Source organism: Flavobacterium cerinum, assembly GCF_024496085.1.
Classification (GTDB): domain Bacteria; phylum Bacteroidota; class Bacteroidia; order Flavobacteriales; family Flavobacteriaceae; genus Flavobacterium; species Flavobacterium cerinum_A.
In genome coordinates, this window is the sequence record NZ_CP101751.1 from 1,351,701 (window position 1) to 1,370,352 (window position 18,652).

Here is an 18,652-nt window from a genome sequence, read left to right on the forward strand (position 1 = left end):
TAATCAGGCAGGTCTTTATATAATGTTACTGCTTATTTCTCTCTACTGATATAAATCCATCCGGTTTTAGTATCACCACCTTTTAACTCGATCACATAGAAATAGGTACCATCCGGTAGTTCGCTACCGCCTTTGGACTGACCAGACCATTGGTTGGTGTATCCTGCACCGTAACTGTAAGCTTCAGTACCGTAACGGTTAAAGATGCTTAGTTTTTCTACATTAAATCCGGTTAAATCGAATGTATCGTTCAATCCGTCGTTGTTTGGTGAAATACCTTTCTGGATCTGACAGTATACCTGTTCAACAACATATGGTCGCTCTAAAGAACATCCGGCTGCGCTGGTTACTTTAACGCTGAATTGTTCAGGAAGATTAACCGTATGAGAGGTGAAATATTCGGACACATTGAATGTCGGGCTATCACTTCCTACTGCAGTTCCGTTACTGTTGTACCATTGGAAATGAGCATTGCTCAGATCAAGGTTGGTATCGGATGTCTGTACGGTTAATACAAATTGATTACCAATACAATCACCGAAGATATCAAAGCTAAACGGATCCTGAACGGTTACAGTTAATGTGTTTGTTTTAGCACATTGTCCTGCATCCGGTGTAAAGGTATACGTTCCGGTAGCTGTATTGCTTACCGTAGCCGGAGACCATGTTCCTGTTATTCCTTCAATTGATGAAGTTGGTAATACCGGTGCTGTACTGCCGGAGCATATTGGAGCTACAGCATTGAATGTTGGTACAGGAGCAGGAATTACCGTGATCGTCATATTTACAGGATCACCACATTGACCCGTTGTAGGAGTAAAGGTGTAAGTCCCGGTAGTCGTGTTGTTTACCGTAGCCGGAGACCAGGTTCCGGTAACTCCTTCAATCGACGTTGTTGGTAAGCCTGGCGCTGTACTGCCTTCACAGAATGGAGCGATTTGGTTAAAGCTAGGTTGAACGCCCGGATTTACAGTAACATTTACAGTAGCTGTAGCAGTACAACCGGAATGGTTGATTGTTACAGTGTAGGCTCCTGATTGTGAAACGGTAATAGTTCCGGATGTGTCAGGTAGCGGATCGGTACCATGTGTCCATGAATAAACAACATCATTCGGATTATAGTTTGTTGGCGTTACAACAATTTGTCCTGTTTGGTTGGCACAGAATACAAGATCCGGTGTAATAGTAAACTGTGGTGTTAAATCCTGAACAATAAGATTAAACGTAATCACAACAAAACATCCGGTAGCGTTGTTTTCTACTCTTACATAGATGGTCTCCTGATATTGAATTGTGTTCGTATAACTTGTTGGTGTGGCAATCGCATTTGTCTCACCTTCAGCATCAGCCTGAGAATTATAATAGGTAATCGTATAATCAGCTGGATTTAAGTTACCTAAGATAGCACTGTCATTGGTAGTAAGATCGAAAGTAGCAAATCCGGATGCATCACATACCGTCATATTATTTGGCGTATTGGCTGTGATCTGATCGTAAAATTCTACAGATATTGTATCAGATTGCGAACAGGTTGTTCCGTTATATAAAGCGTTAACCGTATAGTCACCCGCTTCAGTCACAGTTAATGAAGGGCCGGTTGCTCCCGGTATAACAGCTCCACCTACCGTTGACCATGTAAATGTGAAATCAGCCGGATTTAATCCTGTGTCAATTGTATAGGTGTCACCATAACAGATTGCTGTTCCGTCCGAGATCAATAAATCATCTCCAAGATCTACGGTTCCGATATTAAAACTTCCTGCTTTTAAGAATACAGCAGAGTCAAATTGCGTATCATTTCGATCGGCAATAACCAATTTAATATGATAAGTTGTATTTGGTGTTACCTGAGATTGCGCTGTCATCACTACGGTTTGACCGTTAAAGTTAATAGCAGCATCTTCTTCATATGGTTCACCGTTATAGGCTCCAAAATATTGAGCATTCAGCGATTCGCAGATTGGGTTGTAGGCGTTGTCTCGAATACGTGTTACCGAAATCGGATCATTTGTGCCCGGAACCAATGCCAGGTTCGTTGTTGCTCCGTTTGAATCGGTAAGGAAAAAGGCAAACGCATCAGAGAAATCACATTGATATTGTCCGTATTCTTCCGAGGCAAAAAGGAAATCAAAACTCAATTGATTCGTAATCGGTACGAAGTCAAATTCCAGAATAGTTGCATTACGATATGTTGTAAGGAACTGATCAAATCCAAGAGCATCGATATAATTGAATAATTGCGTGTCACCCGGCCATGAATTTGTACCGTCGTTCAAGTCACTCGTATTCGGACCTTTTGCACTAAGCGCATTTCCGGTAGATAAGACAATTCCGCTTTCTAACGGGAAGTTCGAACCGTTACGGGTGAAATAGGCTATTCCGTTTGGATTATTTCCGAAGTTTGTTCCGGTTGACCAGGTAATGTTGCTAATCTGAGCACAGGTGGAACCTATCAAGACATCCTGTACCAGTTGCGGAACAGTATATTGTGTATTGTTCGTTGCAATTGGCGGTGGTGGAGTGGTAATACAAACATCAAATGTTGTAGTCTGACCCGGATTAGAAGTATACGTATACACTCTTATATAATAAGTTTGGCCTACTACTAAACCTTCTGCAATACTCGATTCTGGATCACTGCAATACAGTAAACTTAAATTGCCGCAGGTTCCGGAATATACAGCATGGATTAGGTCAGAAGTACTTCCGCTGATATTTAGGAATTTAATAGAATGACGCGTATTGGTTGCGGTAAACTGATACCAAACATCATCATCATTCGTTCCGTTACAAGTGTTGGCTTCAGTTGAAGTTGTTGCACCTATTACAGTTCCCGGTGTTGTTAAAGTACAGGTTGGAGTATCATTTACCGAAGCTACCGTTGCCGCATTACATTCGTCATTTACAGGTTTGGTTGTAAATCGCTTACGGAAAGACCAGTTACTTTTATCGGTAGGACTACAAATAGATCTTACAAATACATCATAAGAAGTAGATGGCGATAGTGTTCCTTCCGGAATTGTATATGGTTTTATAGAGGTCGTAATAATATCGGCTGGGTTGGCTCCCGGTGCAGGATCTCCGGCCGGAATTACTACAATTTCCCATTGTGAAGCTGCTCCCATTTCAGTCCAGTCTATAGTCGCACCGGTTTGTGTGATATTGTTAACCGTTACAGCTGTAGGTCTCGGACAGGTAGGTAGTGGACCACAGGTAACAGTGGCATCCCATCCCGGAGCATTTACAATACCATCGGATGTGAAAACAAATGTAATACATCCGCCTGGTGTTGACGATTCGAATGGTCCCGGAATGTTGTTACCGGTGAAGGTTCCTAATAAGGTTCCGGTTGTTGCATTACCATCGTAAACAGCTAGGAAATCATAACCGTTTTCAATATTGAAATCATTAAACTCAATAGTTACAATATCGGTAGGGTTAGAAGGGCAAATACTGGTTGTAATATTGGCATTGTTACTGTAATTGCCATTTGCACCGCCATTATCATAGAAATGATCGCCGGCACAATAATCCGGTGTGGTTCTGATGGCAGCCGGGCCTGTCCAGTAACTGGAATCGGTAGGGCTACATACAGCTCTTACATACACATCAAACGCAGTGTCTGAAGGTAAAGATCCGATCACTTGAGTAGGGTTGGTTGTTACTGTGATAATACCGGTTGTTGGAGGTGTTGTATTCGGTGAAGGTGAGCCGGCAGGTAAAGCGACAACTTCCCATGTGGTAGCGGTTCCTGCTTCTGTCCAGTTGGCTTGTATCGAGTTCGTCGTTGCTCCCGAAACAGTTAAAGCTGTAGGTTGCGGACATGTCGGAGGTACACAGTCTGTCGGACCGGTATACAATAAAGAGTCCGGCGATCCGGTTCCCGGAGGTTTAGTATAAATAGTAAGGCCAAAAGGCGTAATTACGGTAAGTCCTACTTCAGAACTAAAGCTTCCTCCGGCGTTCCAATATACTTCGAACGGAATACCGGAACACAAAGGAACTTGTGCGGTTATAGGAGTTGTTCCGTCTGCTTCAGTAGGGCCGGTTAGAGTCGCAATGGTAACACCACCCTGGCGAATATCAATTGTATTTCCGTTCCATCCGTCGCCGTAACTGTCGACCATAACAAAAGAGAAGTTACAGGCATTGTTACAAAGCGGTAACTGGAATAATTTTGGCCCCGACCATTGACTGAATGAGCCGTCAGGACATTTTACTCGCACATAATATTCGTATCCGGTTCCGGCAGTTAAAGCTGCTCCGGCAAATGTAGTCGTTGCATTGTAAGGTAAAGCTGTTACAGTGGTTCCCGCTCCGGTTGGAATGCCTGCTCCGGGTGTTTGTACAACAACTTGCCATTCTGTTGATCCTGCCGGACTGGTCCAGGTTAGATCAGCCGAGGTCATGTTTAATGTGCCTACCGATAACGCTGTTGGCGGCGGACAGTTAACTTGTTGGATTACTAATGTATATCCGGTAACATCAGGTGATGCATTTGTTGAGATAACAAAATAATAAGTCGTTCCTGTAGTAACCGGGAAGTTAGGGATATTTCGGATGTTACTGTTAGAGTTTCCTACACCGGCTAAACAGCTTACACCAATATTAGCACAGTTATCGTAAACAAAAATACCGGAATATGTCGCTGTCGGTGACATTGAAATATCGATAAAACCGGTAAAAGTAGCTGTATAGGAATAGACTACATCATTTCCGGTCAGATAGTTTCCTGTTGCGCCACAACCGGTTGTTCCCTGATTTCCGGTGATGTTATTACCGTAATTTGCCGTATTGTCAGTAGTAGAATACGGTAATGAAGCAATAGCTATCGGAGCAGCACAGGTTTGGCCTAATGATACTGTTGTAAAATAGAAAGGACCAACCCAGTTACTTGGGATGCCTCCGCTACATATTGACCGAACTTTGTATTGGTATGCAGTTCCGGGGGTTAATGATGTCGCCGGATACGGATTGTTATTAATAATCGTTCCGGTTCCTGTAAAAGCAGTTGTGGTAGGAATTAATTCAATTTCCCACTGTGTTGATCCGCTGGGATTATCCCATGAAAGTGTAGCTGTGTCAGTAGTAATTGCACCGGCTGTACCGTTAGCAGGATCAAGACATTGTTGTACCAGATTAATATCATCAATCACAAAACGGTCACCATCTACGGTAGTACCGGCTTGTGTGTGCACTCTCACAAAGGCAATATAAACCTGTTGGTTGGCAGGAACAAAGTTAGCTAAGTTAACAACCTGTTCTACATAGGTACCGGCCGCCGGTGAAATTGCGGTTTCCGATAATTCGATTATTTGTGTTGTAAAAGTAGACAGATCCGTTTGTGAAGTAGTTGAAACTCTGATTCTGAGTTTGGATCCTTGATCGCCGGCGCGACCATGTTGTGCGAAAAATCGCAATTGACCGTTTGCTGGTACGGTAACCAATGGTGAGATTAACCAGTCTTCTTCGGTGTTACCGCTTCCGATGTTGACCCGTTCGACCATCGCGGCGTAATCACCGGAATGTGGAGGAGAGGTCGTAGAATTGAGCGGTGTCCGAATCCACAGGTTTCCGTTTGCAGGTCCCATTCCTATGCCATTATGAGATATGAACCAAGTTCCTCCAGGTCCTGTAGGAGGGAAAGCGCCCTCAAATCCTTCAGGAAATACCTGTGAGAAACTCACAAAACTCAATAATGACATAAAAATTAATAATGTAATTTTTTTCATAATTTAATTTATTGTGAATTTTGGTATTAATATTCTTTAAATGTAAATTAATTTTAATTAAAAAATTATACTAATGTTAAAAATAACAAAATATTGTTTTTTTAATATGTTTTGTTACAAAAAATCAAAAGTGTTGTTTTTTGATAAAAATGTTGAATTGCTCCTTGTTTTTCGGGAATTATAAAGCTTTTTTTATTTACTGATCAAAAGTTTTAAAAAAAGGGAGACACACTAAAATTTGATTTATACGAAAGATAATCGCTTCAATAAAGGTTTGATACCCGAATGTGTGTTTTGTATAGTTTAATGAACGAAATGACAGTAGGGGGAGAAAAAGGAGGAAAGGGAGTAATCTCTTATGTTAAAATAGTGTCTTGTATTCTGGAATGGAATTTTTGTGCTGCCGCTTTTCGTTTTAGTAATCGCTTCTATATCATGCAATCGCTACCGGAATTATGATATATTTATTTCGGAAAGCTAATTGCTATAAATTCATTTGAGCATCTGAAAGCAAAGAAATATTACGCTTTTAGATTCGGATAATCTTTAGATTTATGATATCCGGAGCGTTATCAATGTCGGATATAAAATTAAGATTATCAATGCCAACAACTGTTTTGCCTGATTGAAGCTGCTTTTTTACAAAGGAAGTCAGTAGTTTTTCTTCAACCGGTCCTAAACCGATATAGTTAAAAATAACAGTATCAGATTTTTTAAGACTAATATAGATCTCAAAAAGTAATAAAAGTCTGAAATCGAGTGATTTTAAATAGGTGTCGGGATTAATATTAAAGTAAGTTAACTCCATTATGTTTTCCGGATTATGGAGTCCGTTTTTGATTAAATATTCACTTACAGTCTGAGGAAAAAAACGTCTTCTTATAAAGCCTTCTTTTATTTTCTGAGAAACGGAAAAAGCAGTTGTCAGAATAATTTCTTGCTTGCGTTTTCGTCCGGATAAGTAACGGATCATATCAGGAATTAGCTTATAACCGTTGCCAATGTTTACAGGTAAAGTAGGATTCGCTGCTAATTCGACCCATATCCGTAGGAAATGCCCTTTCGTTAGATGAAAAGCAGGAACATGATATCCTTTCGGATTAAAACCTTCGCATTTGATCATTTATAAAAAATAGTTTAAGCTGAATTAACATTCGTTTGATGAACAAATATACATTTTGTGAGGATATCATTCACCCATTCAAACGTACGGTTGACCCAGTTTCGGTAAAAAGTCAGAACAAACGATCTATTTTAGTTCACAGAAAACCAATAAACCGAAACATTATGCAATTCCGATATGCACTACAATTATTGATCATTTTATTTGCCGGAACGGTTCAGGCACAACCGGGATGGCACGATTTTACAACCCGTTACTATTATACGATTCTGAATAAAAAAGGAAAGGAAATTTTATTTAAAGAAAAGAAGGCCTACCGTATTATGATTGGAGATACGTTATACCGTTCTGCGAATATTCCAAATGATTCGTTGCCTCCGGTACTACCAAACCGAACATATAAGTTTGATAATTATATCCGGATTAATGATTTTTCACTTCGTTTATCTCAGGAAACTTACGATCGGTACAAACCATTGGAGATTAAAATAATCCATAAAAAAGATACGATGTATCTGAATCAGATCACAGGAAGCGGAAGCGGAGTTTTGAAAGGATTCCGGTTAAACGATAAAAATCAAACTCAAAAAACAGATCTGCCTTCCGATTTTACCCTGCAATTTTTACCCGGGCATTATCATTTTCCGAACTGGGCTAAAATGGTTTGGGATGAAATGCCGGAAGCTAAAGGGAAAGTCAAGTTTGTTAATCTGAAACAATCGCATTTTATTATTTCGAAAACACGATACGATTCGATACAATTGTCAGGCTTGAGATATAAGGACAGAAGTGAAATCGAAAAAAGAGCAGAGGATGAGGTCGTTCAGAATTTTACCCGTACTTATTTTACGGTTAAGAAGCAAATCGAACCGACAAAGTTTGAAAACCCGGCTTTACCTTTTAAAGAGCCGTATTGGGAAGATGCTCTTTACCCGACAAAAAAGGAGGAGGTCTATTTTGGTCGGGTACGTTATAACAGGGATTCACTAAATGAAAATGTCTGGAAGTATTTGTTTTCGATTTATAACAGAAAAGAAAACACGGTTCGGCATTGGTATCCGAAAAAGAACCCGAAATTGTTTGATAGTGGTTATCTGTATCCGAATCCGTATACCGGAATTGTATATCAAGTGGTTTGGATAAAGGATAAACAAAATACAAAACAACAGGTTTATATACCGCCGACGCAATATAGCTACCAGTCGGAAGACGAAGGACAAACATGGATTGAGAATCCGGAGCTGACAAAAACGTTTGCCCGATATAATTTTGAACATATTGAGTTTCTGGATAAAAAATATGCGTTGAGTTATAACCGAAGAGAAGTCAAACACAAAACAAAAAAATATAATATCAAGCAAATAACCTATTATCTGTTGCAGGATATGAAGGTCGTTGATTCGTTAAAAATGCCAAACGATACACACGATTTTGAGAATTATATGGAGCGATATAATCATTATCAATTTAAAGTTAAGGATACGATAGTATTGGGAACAGCGCATTATGATCCGGGGCGGAATCTGGGAAAGACCTATTATCAGGCGTCAATTATTAAAACCGATTCGGGATGGCGATTCAGTGACAGCAAACAGATATATGTGCAACGTTCGTTTCCTAAAACAGAAAAGGAAAAAGATACGATTGACTACCGGAATTTCAGATTGATCAATAAAAAGGAGTTACTTTTTAAAAACGGATCCGGTACATTGCAACTGAAAAGCGAAGTGGCAGATAATTCCAGTAATAACGGTATTGTTGTGCTCGAACAAGGAAATCGGATTTACCTTTTAGATAGCAGAAAAAGATTTACTTATATTTCTTTTGATGGCGGAACATCGTGGTATTTATATCCGAAACCATTGGAGGAATCCGGGAATTATTCTTTTCTGGAGGTTGATGATCATAATGAGATTTCATTTTTTAATCTCTGGAAATTATACAAAGCGTATTATAACTTTTCCCTGCTGCAAGATTGATAATTTTAAAGGTATTGTTTGAAATTTTGGGAGATAAATCGATATAACATTCCGTTTTATCTGATAAATTAGCGAACATTTTAAAACGACGATTGTGCTAAAGGAATTATTTACTGAATTGCTACACAACTATACAAATGATGATAATCGGATCATAATTTATTGGACCGAAATCGAAAAGAATTATTCCGGAAAAGGACGTTATTATCATACGTTGCAACACCTTGATCATCTTTTAAATCAATTGATAGTCGTGAAAAGTGAAATAAAGGATTGGGATGTTGTTTTGTTTACGCTCTATTATCATGACATTGTTTACAATTCGAGAAAATCGGATAACGAAGAGAAAAGTGCTGAACTGGCGGAAGAACGGATGAAACAGATTTCAGTTCCTGCTGAGGTAATTGAATTGTGTAAAAAGCAAATTCTGGCGACAAAATCCCATCTTACGGCAACGGATCAAGATACTAATTACTTTACCGATATTGATCTTTCGATATTAGGACAGGATTGGAATACCTACTCCGACTATTACAAAAATGTAAGAAAGGAATATGCTGTTTACCCGGATTTTCTCTATAATCCCGGACGTAAAAAAGTACTGCAACACTTTTTAGCAATGGATCGGATATTTAAAACCGACCTGTTATATGATAAGTTTGAGCTCCGGGCGAGACAAAATATGCAAAAGGAGATGGAGTTGTTATAATATAGTTTATAAGATTAATACTAGGTATTCCTAATTAGATAAAGGTTAAAGATGAGTAAAGTTCGCTTTGAGTACATTTTAAAATATAGTACTATAAAATCAGATAAAGAGAATTTGGATATTGCCGAACTATCATTGCCAGGTCTGAAAAAAATAGCATTTGGAAAGATTGTTGTTTTTTTTGCACCTAAAAAAGAGTATATACTGCTTGAAACAGGAATAATTGATTATTTAGAGCAATTCAGAATCATAATTAAAGAGATAGATTCTGGAAATCATAATCCCTTTTCTGTTTCTTCAGATTGGTATAGTAATAGTCTGAAATATTTTTATGATAAAAAAAGTGATAAAATACGAATCTTAGAGAGTAATGATAATGAGTTCGATATTATGACGGATTATACAAGCTTTAAGAAAGCATATTCAAAATTTAGGGAGAATACAATAAAAGATATAATTGAGTGTTACCCGGAATTAAAGAATAACGAAGCGTTTAATCTTCTTATACGGGATATTAAAAGTCAGAAATAAAATTGTGGTTGTATTAAAGCGTTTACTACTGATAACAGGAGTAGTGTTGTTTCTTTTTACAAGGTGTAAGCCTTTTGAAAATAGTAGGTTTGGTTATCAAAAAGATAAGTTGACGATATCAACAGCAGAAGGAGAATCTTTTTCGTTTCATTCGGAAGATCCTAATTTTATATGTCTGGGATTTTTAAATAATTTTCAAGATTCAATAGTAGTGCTTTGTGATAATAAAAGAATACTAAATTTTAAAAGACATGACACGATTAGTTATAAAGAGATGAGTCATGATGAGCTATTTAAAATCATAAGAATAAACAGGAAGAGAAGTGAAAATAAAATTAAAATATTTTTATTAAGCGAAAAATCAGAAATAAGCTTTGATCTGGTAGAAGGGAAATCATTGTATTTAATAAGTAGATATAATAAACAGTGGTATTTAACTTTATGGGGTGATTAGCGGATAAAACTATTAAATGAAGCTAAATATTTTAAAGGTAAAAATCTCCAGCTCTGCAAAGTCTCCTGACTTTGCAGCCCGCTCGAAAAGAAAATAAAAAGTAGCCTAGAATAATAGAGTAAAAGCCTTAATCTTGCGTTAGGGCTTTTACGTTAATCTATTGTTTTACTACTGAATATAATATTTCGTCAATGACGCTACGTTACAATTTGAATGATCAAATAAAAGTAAGGTTCTAAAAGTTGTAGTTTTGTTTGCACGGATTACAAATCCGCGCGATCTGGATAGAAGGGAAATCATTGTATTTAATAAGTAGATATAATAAACAGTGGTATTTAACTTTATGGGGTGATTAGCGGATAAAACTATTAAATGAAGCGAAATATTTTAAAGGCAAAAATCAATCGTAACGGTTTAAAAAAATATGCCGGTACTTATTTTAGAGACCATGAATCACAAGTTTGCCGGTTATTGAGTGAGGAAGGTAAGGCGGCTTTATTCGGAATTGAGCGGGAAGACGGAGTTTACACGCTTATTGGAGAAGAAAGTGTTTATTTTTCTGCCGTTTCGGGACAAAAAGGAGAAATTCCGTTAGCTGTTTTTTCAGCTGCTTTGCAATTGAATGCATTAAGTAAAGGGAAAAGTGGAGATTTTGAATTTGTAGCAATGAATGATCAAAAAGAGCTTGTCTGGTTGTATAATAAAGCGACAATGGAAGCACTTTGGAATATTATTTTATGGTTGGAAAGTTTGAACGAAGAAAAAAAGGTAAATATAAAATGAATCCTTGCTATCAGGTAGCAAATCTATAAGTTCATGTCCTAGCTCTGCAAAGTCTCCTGACTTTGCAGCCCGCTCGATCGGTGGAAAGGAAAATAAAAAGTAACTTACAATAAATAGAGTAGAAGCCCTAATCATGCGTTAGGGCTTTTACGTTATTAATGTTTTTTATGAAACATAATTTAGTCTATTGTACTACGTTACAATTTGACTGATCAACTCAAAGCACAGCTCTAAAAGTTGTAGTTTTGTTTTGTAAGAGTAAATACCTAGGGTTTGTTACACGGATTGCAAATCCGCGCCATCGGGTTGTGTGGTCGGAAAAGTAAATAGAAAGGCCCATAGTAAATCAATAATAAAAAATAACAAATGAAAAAAACTAGCAATTGGTTTGTTTTCTTAATTATTTGGATCGTTGTAATATTATCTTGTAGTAATAATAATTTTTTTGACGGAGAATATGTTGTTGAAGATGCTAAATTGACAATAACTGGAGATATAGAGGATAAAGCGAGTTATTATCAAGATTGTGTAAATAAAAGGTGTGTAATAAAGGATAATAAAATCATTTATTCAGATATAATTTGCGATAATTTCAAAAATGCTTTAATAAAAAAACAATACATCGATTTAAAAACTTTAGAGAATACCCATCCAGAAAAATTCATTTCGATAATAAAAAATAATTATGAATTGCGAGGAGTATTCAGTAACGGAAATGGAGAAATCGAAATATATAAAAGGTTGGACGGTAAATTACTAATTTATCAAGATCCGTATCTATTGATTTTAAGAAAGAAATAGGTAAGATTAATATCTTATAAAAGTATACTTTAATAGCATGTTTACTCAGTCTATTCGACTCAAGTCTCGGATGTAACCGATATTTTAAATACAATAAAAAGAAAGTAAGGTTTGTATGGAAAAGTTTAAAGAAAATAATAAAATAGACGCTGTGAAATTTGATTTATCAGCCGATAGTTATATTGCCAGCTCAGCAAAGTCTCCTGACTTTGCAGCCCGCTCGAAAAGAAAATAAAAAGTAGCCTAGAATAATAGAGTAAAAGCCTTAATCTTGCGTTAGGGCTTTTACGTTAATCTATGTTTTACTACTGAATATAATATTTCGTCAATGACGCTACGTTGCAATTTGATTGATCAAATAAAAGTAAGGTTCTAAAAGTTGTAGTTTTGTTTGCACGGATTGTAAATCCCGGTTATAGAAGTCATACATGAAATTAAACCATTGAACTAATGAAACTATTTGTAGCATTTAATAATGTTGAAATTATAGAAATAAAAATAAAGCGTGATCCTAATGCAATTTTAGATTATTTATATGTAGTTTTTAATGAGAAAGATATAGATATTGATGGAGTATTAAAAAAAACAAATACAATTAAGTTTAAATTTAAAAATAAACATAATAGAGTAATACATTATAATGAATTAGTTTTTAGCACTGAATATACTTTTTTTGAAATTAATGAGGATAGAGTTGAGTTAATAGGGTTGTTGAAGAATAAGAAAAATGTTCCAAGTTTTCATCAATATGATATTGATATATTTTATGATTGGAGTAAAGGTTTTGAATATGATTTAATTAAAATTCATGATAATGAATTTAAACGACAATATTTATTGTGTTGTTCGTTATGGAATTTAGGGAGTTTTCGTTTGAATTGTAATAAAAATTTATCCATTGATTGTTCAAATATTAAATCGGACTATGATTTCTATTATTTATTAGGAAAAACACTTTTTGGAGAGAGAGGCTATTTTGGTATGAGTTTGGATTCCTTAGAAGATTCGATTATTGATTTTATTATTGATAATAAGAATTTAGATTTAGAATCTTATACAATAAGTTTTTTAAATTTTGAATTTTTAGAGGATTACTTAGATGTAAATGAATTGAAATTTATTCTAGGTAAAACCAAAATAAATTTAGTTTGGTAATACAAACCAGCCCAGCCCAGCAAAGTCTCCTGACTTTGCAACTAAATAAAAGAAAACACACTCCGTGCGATATGGTATGGTTATTGAAAATCCCGCATAAAAAACAAAATCCATGAGAAAAATAATTAATTTTTTATTTTTATTTATTTCGTTAAGTGGATCATCTCAGAATGAGGATATTTTGGCTTTTGAAAAAAGATTTAAATCACTTGAATTTCCTTTGATTTTTGACGATTTCTCGGTTTTAGATATTAAAAAACATTCTGAAATTCCTTATTCTCTTTTTCGAAAAATAATTATTGATGATGATGGAAGCTGTTTAATAAAAACAAATGATACAATTAATAACAGATTTTTTGCAAATGGAAAGATATTTATATTTGATAAGTATATAGGTTTTATATTTACTCATGTAGGTGTTAATAACAGAGGTAAACAAATAAAAACCTATATGTCAATATTTCATGATGATAGATTGCTTAGAACAAATCTGTTGGTAAACCCTTATTCTGAAAGTGAACCAAAAATTAATAGTTTACTTTTTAAAAATGTTTTTTATGAATTTAAAAATCTAAACAATAATAACCCAGAGACTACGACCTATTCAAGAAAAGGTAATTTGTATGATGGAATGAACAAGGAGAATGGATTTATTTTTTCTGAGGAAATTTTTCCAGAGGATTTTGGGATAAACTCTTTACATATTGGGGAAGATTCAATTCCAGAGAGAGACTTAAATGTAAGCTTCGATAAAGATTTTTTTAGATCCAAAAAAGGATTGATACCATTAAAATATTGTTCTCCAAATTCAAACTCACAAGTACTAGCTTCTATTGACGGATTGAAAAAGAAGAATATCAAGTCTTTTTTTATTGATTCAAGGAGAATTAAAGGGAATAGAAAAATGATTTTTTTTCTGAATGAATATGAGTATGAAACATTTAAGCGTGTATCTGAAGTGGGGTATTTAATTGTCGATTTTAAAGGGGAAATTAAAATTAAAAAAAGTTTTGCAGAGTATGTTTTAAGAGATAATGGTGAGAAATTTAAAATTAAGGAAGCAAAAATACTGTCAAATGCCAAAAAACTAAAAATTGTTAGTTTTGAAGCAGGTGTTAGTGATATAGAAACATTTGATTTGGAAGAGTAATGAATGTACTACCCCGATAGCTCGGATGTACTACGTCAGTTCAGCTAAAGTCTCGGTGTAATTCCGTGCTTACAATAAATAGACTAAAAGCCTAATATTGCGTTAGGACTTTTGTTACGGTACTATCTGGGTGATCAAATATAAACGCAGATCTAAAAGTTGTAGTTTTGTTTTTGAATAAATGTAAGGAATAGATTAAGTTTATAGCTTGTTTATTTCATTTTAGGTACGGATTGCAAATCATAAGTGTTCGAAACCTTAACTTGTACCAAAAAGATTCTGCATTTTGTTTGGATCTCCGCCACACTTCAACACTATATCCTTAATTATCAACACTTCAAGTTCATTCGCAAATTTTAATTTTGGAATTTTATAGCCTTTTAACTCATTAAGTTTTTTATAAACAGTAAGAAGAATTGCCGTAATCAAGGTCATATACATCATAACTCTAATTCCATTTATATCTCTCGATATTAGATGGTTAAAATTAAGATGCTGTTTGATAAATTTGAAAAATACTTCTATTTCCCATCGTTGTTTATAAATAGCAACTATTTCTTTAGCGGTTAAACTATCACTATTACTCAAGAAGTAAAACACTTCTTTGCTTTGCTTTTCAGTAGCTATTATCAAGCGTAAGAAGGATTGTGTTTTTTTATTACTCTTGTCATAAAGTCTTACCTCTATATCTCTGTTTATAGTCAATTTTTCCGTTTCTTGCTCCTTGACTTCAAATTCATTAATCACTTCAAAACGCGTATAATTATTGAGCCTGGTCACGAAAATAAAACCATTTTCATTAAACTCCTCAAAACTAGATCTAGACTGAAGACCTCTGTCAAAAACCAGAATATTTTCTTTGCTTAACACGCATTCATTTATTAGCTCCTTTAATGCAAAATCTTCTGACACAAAACCCTGTTCAGTAAATATTTTCGAGTGAACAGGTACATTTGAAAATGCCATGCTAAATTTTACGAACCTTTTATCTCCTTGCTTATTAATTCGCATACCTTCTTTTAAAAGCTTTGAAGAAATACTTACAAGAGTCGAATCGAACGAAATAATGTTATGTTTTTTCTGTAAATATTTGTCTTGAAATTGTTCCAGACATTTTTTAAAGATAGCTTCAAAATAATCGGGATTAATTGTAACCAATCGATCTCTTAGTGAATTATACTTAACGCCGTCAAAACTTTGATTGGCAATACTTTTGAAGGCTAAAGAATGGTAAAAATGTTCCATTACCCTTAAACTGTTATGCCTCACATTAAGCATTGAAAACAAGAGTAATTGAAACATGGTTTGCCCATCTAATTTTTTAACTTGATAATCAATATTGTATTCCAATGATAATCTTGACAATTCTTCTTTTGGAATATAATTCAGCACTTCTGAAACATTCATCTTTTTTATTTCAAAAATATAGCTTTTAAGGTTTCGAACACTTATGATTGCAAATTCGCGCGATCTGGGGAATGCAGCTGTTAGATATTTTCTTAAGTTCTATTAGTGTTAATAGGAATAGTTGTTCAGCAGAACTTACATTTGAATTATCAGATACTTTTGGAGTTGATGAAACCGATGTAATAAAACCTTTAGCATCTTTTGTAGCTGGTATGGGGGTACTTTCAATGTGGATTTTACAGCATCGACACGGCTACCTCCATTTGAGAGTATATTTAAATCTAAAACTAAAATCAATGGTGCTTTCTAAGAAATTTATTTTTGTTTTCTATATTTTAATTTTTTTTTCTTGTGAAAATGATCGGAAAATGGTTTTCCATGAGAAGTTAAATTTACCGTCAGACGTCTATCAAACAACTAAGAATTATTGGGATGTATATCCTGTAGAGAATTTAGATGTAAGTGATACGGACAAGGTAAATGAAGTATCAAATTTTGTTTTAAAAAAATATTCTAGGAATGAAGCAGAAACTTGTGATACGTATAGAATTAGTTTTTATGTGTATAATGAGAATGGAGAGGATGGAATCAATAATGTTATAAATTATAGTAAAGAGTTAATCGAATGGAAGGGAGATTATATTCGGTTGGAATATAATTGGATACATGGAGTTTTTTTTGGTGTTACATATTTTGATGATGAAGGAAACGTTCTTTCAATATATGTACGAATAAAAGGTTTTGAAAAGTATATGAAAGTAAAAGAAAAAACAGAAAAAGGGTTTGATGAGAAAGGTAAAACCCAGCTCTGCAAAGTCTCCTGACTTTGCAGCCTGCTCGAAAAGGAAAATAAAAAGTAGCTTACAATAATAGAGTAAAAGCCTTAATCATGCATTAGGGCTTTTTTATTAAAAAGAGTGTGAGTTAATGGTTGTTACTAGGCAGTGTGGTTTTCAGTTTATAACTGGCTTTGGAGTTATAACTTGAGTGTTCGGGCAGAAGTGGAGATCTAAAAGTTGTAGTTTTGTTTTTAGAATAAATGTAAAGGAATAAATAGGGTGTTTGTAAGCTTATTTAAGGTTTATTTCCGAACGTTCTGTTGATGGTTGAGGTTTAGCTTTATTTTGCGCTTGTTTTTTTAGTATAGAAGCGGAATTCTATTGTGGGAAAGAAGTATGAAAATACAAATGAATATTGAGTCGTCCTAAAATAGGTTGACAGATTTTACAATAAATTTTTAGATTAACCAGTCAGGCTTACCTGGCTGGTTTTTTCATGTATAAAGTTAGGCGTTTTCATTTTTAAACTCAAATGAGGTCTTTTAGTATTATAAGTTTCTATTGCCGTTTTTACAAGTTTTTCTAATGTTGCGCCATCTTTACATTTGTAAATCAAAAATTCGTTTTTTAAAATTCCGTTTATTCTTTCAGCTAACGCATTTTGATAACAATCATATCCATCGGTCATAGAAGGTATAATATTGTTTTTTGCTAATACTTCCTGGTAAATTTTAGAACAATATTGTAAACCTCTATCGGAGTGATGTATAAGCGGTAATGTTGATTTTCTATTCTTAACTGCCATTTTTAATGCTTGTACTACATTTTCAGAACTCATATCATCACTCAGTTTATAACCCATTATTTTTCTGCTATAAGCATCCGTAACTAACGATAGATAATGCGTTTTCTGATATGATTTGATATAAGTAATATCACTAACGTATACCTGTTCGGGACGGTTAATCTCACACTCTTGCAAAAGATTTTCGTACTTGTGTAGCCAATGTTTAGAATAGGTAGTTTTAATATAGCTCTTCATTGGTTTAACTAGTAACCTCTCTCTTCTTAGATAATCAAATAAAGCATCACGACCTATCTTTACGCCATGTTGATCAAATTGCTTTGAAAGTAGGTAATATAGTTTACGTGTCCCTATACGTGGCATTTCCAATCGCAAAGAAAGAACCAGATGCTTTACTTTGTGTAGCTCAGATTCACGATTGAGGATTCTTTTTTGTTCCTGATATATAGCTTGCCTACTCATCCCAAACAATCGACAACTTTTGGACAAACTTATTCCTGCTCCTTCCCGGAGTCGGAAGATGGTTTGGGAGAAAACTTTTTTCGGATCTGAGTCCCGTACTGACTATCGGAAATGTCGATCATCGTATTGAGAATCTTATTTCGAAGTTTCTCATCGGCCAGTTCTTTCTCTAGTCGCTTAATAATCTGAGCCGGAGTTTCTTTAGATTTAGACATAAATAACAGATTTGGTTTACTCCAATCTAAGTTACCATATTTTCGCAGCCAAACCAAAACTGTACTTCTTCCCTGGATGCCATAAACAGATTGAGCCTGTTTGTAGGTCATTTCACCTTGCTCAACTCGCGAAATTATGGCTAATTTAAAAGCCATGTTGTAATCCTTTTGACTACGTTTAATAGCTGTATTGGTTTTGTCTTTCATAATAAAGTCGATTTGTTGTCAACTTATTTCAGGACGGGACAATAAAACAAAAAAAGCTCCAAACTATGTTTGGAGCTTTTGTACCATGGATGGGAGTACTTTTGAACTTTTATTGGCGTTTTTGAAGGTTTTGAGAAAGATAATGGATCGTTAGTTTGTCAATAAGTCAATAAGCCTGCTCGCAAAAGCAGGCTTTGTACCTTAATCTAAATTTTAAAGTGTATTTAAAAACCCAATTTTACAACGAGCGATTATGGAATTTTGTTCAATGTATATAGAGTAAGAAATCTATTGTAAGACCGCAAAAAAAGGATAAGAATACTTGTAGATGTAGCATTTAATGGCTTATTCAAGATGCAG

14 protein-coding genes are annotated in these 18,652 nt (G+C 34.9%); 10 read left to right on the forward strand and 4 right to left on the reverse strand.

Annotated elements, in window-relative coordinates:
• Positions 1–32 precede the first annotated feature (32 nt).
• Positions 33–5,732: a choice-of-anchor L domain-containing protein gene (locus tag NOX80_RS06005; protein ID WP_256552406.1), complete on the reverse strand. Its 5,700-nt coding sequence runs from the start codon at positions 5,730–5,732 to the stop codon at positions 33–35.
• Positions 5,733–6,047: 315 nt separating this feature from the next.
• On the opposite strand from NOX80_RS06005, the gene NOX80_RS06010 reads away from it, so the two are divergent.
• A complete protein-coding gene (locus NOX80_RS06010) occupies positions 6,048–6,191 on the forward strand; it encodes a hypothetical protein (protein ID WP_256552407.1) in 144 nt (47 codons plus the stop codon).
• Between the two features lie 70 nt (positions 6,192–6,261).
• Here NOX80_RS06010 and NOX80_RS06015 read toward each other — a convergent pair whose 3' ends face one another.
• Positions 6,262–6,855, reverse strand: coding sequence for a hypothetical protein (locus NOX80_RS06015; protein ID WP_256552408.1), 594 nt, complete (start codon positions 6,853–6,855; stop codon positions 6,262–6,264).
• Positions 6,856–6,893: 38 nt separating this feature from the next.
• On the opposite strand from NOX80_RS06015, the gene NOX80_RS06020 reads away from it, so the two are divergent.
• The 8 genes from NOX80_RS06020 (at position 6,894) to NOX80_RS06055 (ending at position 14,417) form a co-directional block, all read left to right on the forward strand.
• On the forward strand, positions 6,894–8,834 hold the full coding sequence (locus tag NOX80_RS06020) for a hypothetical protein (RefSeq protein WP_256552409.1): 1,941 nt from the start codon (positions 6,894–6,896) through the stop codon (positions 8,832–8,834).
• 94 nt (positions 8,835–8,928) lie between these two features.
• Positions 8,929–9,543, forward strand: coding sequence for an HD domain-containing protein (locus NOX80_RS06025; RefSeq protein ID WP_256552410.1), 615 nt, complete (start codon positions 8,929–8,931; stop codon positions 9,541–9,543).
• Between the two features lie 51 nt (positions 9,544–9,594).
• Positions 9,595–10,074, forward strand: a complete 480-nt coding sequence (locus NOX80_RS06030) for a hypothetical protein (protein WP_256552411.1) — start codon at positions 9,595–9,597, stop codon at positions 10,072–10,074.
• Positions 10,075–10,078: 4 nt separating this feature from the next.
• The gene (locus NOX80_RS06035) at positions 10,079–10,528 is read left to right on the forward strand and encodes a hypothetical protein (protein WP_256552412.1); all 450 of its coding nucleotides are present in this window, start codon (positions 10,079–10,081) and stop codon (positions 10,526–10,528) included.
• 372 nt (positions 10,529–10,900) lie between these two features.
• Positions 10,901–11,311 (forward strand): hypothetical protein, encoded by a 411-nt coding sequence (locus NOX80_RS06040; RefSeq protein WP_256552413.1) that lies wholly within the window; start codon positions 10,901–10,903, stop codon positions 11,309–11,311.
• Between the two features lie 366 nt (positions 11,312–11,677).
• Positions 11,678–12,112: a hypothetical protein gene (locus NOX80_RS06045; RefSeq protein ID WP_256552414.1), complete on the forward strand. Its 435-nt coding sequence runs from the start codon at positions 11,678–11,680 to the stop codon at positions 12,110–12,112.
• Positions 12,113–12,562: 450 nt separating this feature from the next.
• Positions 12,563–13,267 carry a hypothetical protein gene (locus NOX80_RS06050; RefSeq protein ID WP_256552415.1) on the forward strand — a complete coding sequence of 235 codons (705 nt, stop codon included), beginning with the start codon at positions 12,563–12,565 and terminating at the stop codon, positions 13,265–13,267.
• 112 nt (positions 13,268–13,379) lie between these two features.
• Complete coding sequence (locus NOX80_RS06055) at positions 13,380–14,417, forward strand: hypothetical protein (protein ID WP_256552416.1); 1,038 nt, start codon at positions 13,380–13,382, stop codon at positions 14,415–14,417.
• Between the two features lie 258 nt (positions 14,418–14,675).
• Here NOX80_RS06055 and NOX80_RS06060 read toward each other — a convergent pair whose 3' ends face one another.
• Positions 14,676–15,824 carry an IS4 family transposase gene (locus NOX80_RS06060; protein WP_256552363.1) on the reverse strand — a complete coding sequence of 383 codons (1,149 nt, stop codon included), beginning with the start codon at positions 15,822–15,824 and terminating at the stop codon, positions 14,676–14,678.
• Positions 15,825–15,871: 47 nt separating this feature from the next.
• Here NOX80_RS06060 and NOX80_RS06065 point away from each other — a divergent pair, with 47 nt between their 5' ends.
• A complete protein-coding gene (locus tag NOX80_RS06065) occupies positions 15,872–16,648 on the forward strand; it encodes a hypothetical protein (RefSeq protein WP_256552417.1) in 777 nt (258 codons plus the stop codon).
• A 418-nt stretch (positions 16,649–17,066) separates the two neighbouring features.
• Here NOX80_RS06065 and NOX80_RS06070 read toward each other — a convergent pair.
• Positions 17,067–18,292 (reverse strand): IS3 family transposase gene (locus NOX80_RS06070; RefSeq protein ID WP_256552418.1). Its coding sequence is split into 2 segments (ribosomal slippage): positions 17,067–17,944 and positions 17,944–18,292, totalling 1,227 coding nucleotides; the frame shifts between segments, so codons are not numbered across the junction.
• Between the last annotated feature and the right edge of the window lie 360 nt (positions 18,293–18,652).